Source organism: Pseudomonas sp. MF06569, assembly GCF_059862735.1.
Genome location: NZ_JCBCUZ010000070.1, coordinates 1 through 1,976, shown reverse-complemented (window position 1 = coordinate 1,976; position 1,976 = coordinate 1). Strand labels below are relative to the sequence as shown.

The window sequence follows — 1,976 nt, the reverse complement described above, 5'->3', positions numbered from 1 at the left end:
GTAAGCGCTCCATAAACCCCACCAACTTAAAGATGGGTAACGCGCCTAGTTAGGCGACACCAGCGAGCAGTTCCACGGCAACAGCGCTTCGTAATCTTCAACCGAGGTCGCCAGTGGCAGCCGTTCTAATGCGTGGCGCAGCCACGCATAGGGCTCTTGGCCGTTGGCTTTGGCAGTCTCGACCAAGCTGTAAAGTTGAGCACTGGCCGTCGCGCCTTTGGGTGTGTCGCTAAACAACCAGTTCTTTCTTCCGATGACGAAGGGCCTGATCGCACGCTCGGCGGGGTTGTTGTCGATCGGCAAATAGCCTTCCTCGGCGTACCGTTCCAGTTTGTTCCAGTTACTCGCCAGATAGCCGATGGCCTTGCCCAAGGCGTTCTGAGACGTAACTTGTGGCTGCGTCTTTTCCATCCAGCTTTTTAACTGAGCCAGCACTGGCAGACTCCGATCATGACGGCCAGTTTTACGATCGTCGTCGCACGCATCCTTCAGATCACGCTCTACACCATAGAGTTTGTTGATCAGGTTCAGCGCGATGTCAGCACGTCCCGTCTTGCCTTTCGGCTGTACTTTTTGGGCTTCAACAAACTTGCGCCTTGCGTGCGCCCAGCAGCCCAAACGTTCGACTCCGGCCTGCGCGCCCAACGCGTTATAACCGGCGTAATCATCGGTCATCACATAGCCACGATAACCATCGAGCAGGCGTGTCGGCACCTCCTGCGCGCGGCTGGTGGAGTAGTCAAAAAGGATCACTGGTTTATCTGGCGGGCCGCCGGTTTGCACCCACATCCAGGACTGGCTGCTTGGATCTCGGTCAGGCTCTTTCAACACCTGTACCCGTGTTTCATCGCAGTGGACAACACGGCTGCCCAACAGGCTATCGCGCATTAAATTCAGCAGCGGCTGAAAGTGTTCACCGCACTGGATAACCCAGCGTGCCAACGTCTGGCGCGGGATATCGACACCATGGCGGCCCAAGACTTTTTCGAAACGGTGAAGCGGTAGTCCATCGACGTACTTGGTGGTCAGCAGCATCGCCAGAACACTTGGGCTGGCCATGCTTTTTTCAATCAGTTGAGCCGGCTTGTCAGCAGTGACCGGCGCCATCTCGCAGTCGCGGCAACCGTAAACTTTGCGAACGTGTCTGATCACACGGATCTGCATCGGCACGATTTCAAGCTGCTCGCTGACTTCTTCGCCAATAGTGTGTTTGCGGCAGCCGCAGACGCACGTCAGTTCATGTTCGGGAAGTTCGTGGATAATCTCGATGCGCGGCAGGTCGGCGGGCAGTGGCTTGCGTTTGCCGCGGCGCTTGATCGGGGCAACGACTTCTTCAGATGAGGCTTCGTCCACAGGCTCGACGACGCTTTCTACTTCATTGAAGAGGGCCAGTTGCGGCGTTGCCGCATCAGCTGTTTGCTCGGACTTACGTCCGAACAGACGCTGAAGCAGGAGGGCATTCTGCTCTTCGAGCCGAACAATCTTTCCCTTGTCCAACTGACGCTCGTCGAGCATCTGCCCAAGCATTTGCTTGAGCAGCACGGGATCATCGGGAAGGTTTTCGGGCATGGAATTCATGGCCCGGATTATACCGAATCAGGCTACGAATCGCGGTGTCAAAACTTGGTGAGGGCGGTTACGCCAGAGGTCAAAGCCATCGAGCATCCAGTTGAGTTCCTGGACGGTCAGAACGATCGCCTCGTCGGTGGAGTCCGGCGATGTTTTGAATCGTTCGGACTCGAGGCGCTTGAGCCAAAGGCAGAAGCCGTTGCGCTCCCAATACAATATCTTCACTCGGTTGCGGGGCTTGTTGAGGAAAACGAAAAGCACAGGGTCGAATACTGCGACTTTAATATCCAGCTCGACCAGCGCAGCCAAGCCGTCGATGGATTTTCGGAAGTCCACCGGCTTGGGGTACAGATACACTTTTTCGACTTTGGCATCGGGTCGCATCATGGCGAGCTGGCTCCTGAGGG

At 56.2% G+C, this 1,976-nt stretch carries 2 protein-coding genes; both read right to left on the bottom strand.

The annotated features are described in order from the left end of the window. Positions 1-45: 45 nt before the first annotated feature. Positions 46-1,578, bottom strand: coding sequence for an IS66 family transposase (tnpC, locus tag AC19YQ_RS24895; RefSeq protein ID WP_338649312.1), 1,533 nt, complete (start codon positions 1,576-1,578; stop codon positions 46-48). Positions 1,579-1,596: 18 nt separating this feature from the next. Beyond that, positions 1,597-1,976: IS66 family insertion sequence element accessory protein TnpB (gene tnpB, locus AC19YQ_RS24890; protein ID WP_500596182.1), on the bottom strand; the 380-nt coding region annotated here is incomplete at its 5' end.

Coding starts and splice junctions, on each gene's coding strand:
- tnpC (WP_338649312.1), bottom strand. CDS start 1,578: ATGAATTCCATGCCCGAAAACCTTCCCGATGATCCCGTGCTGCTCAAG.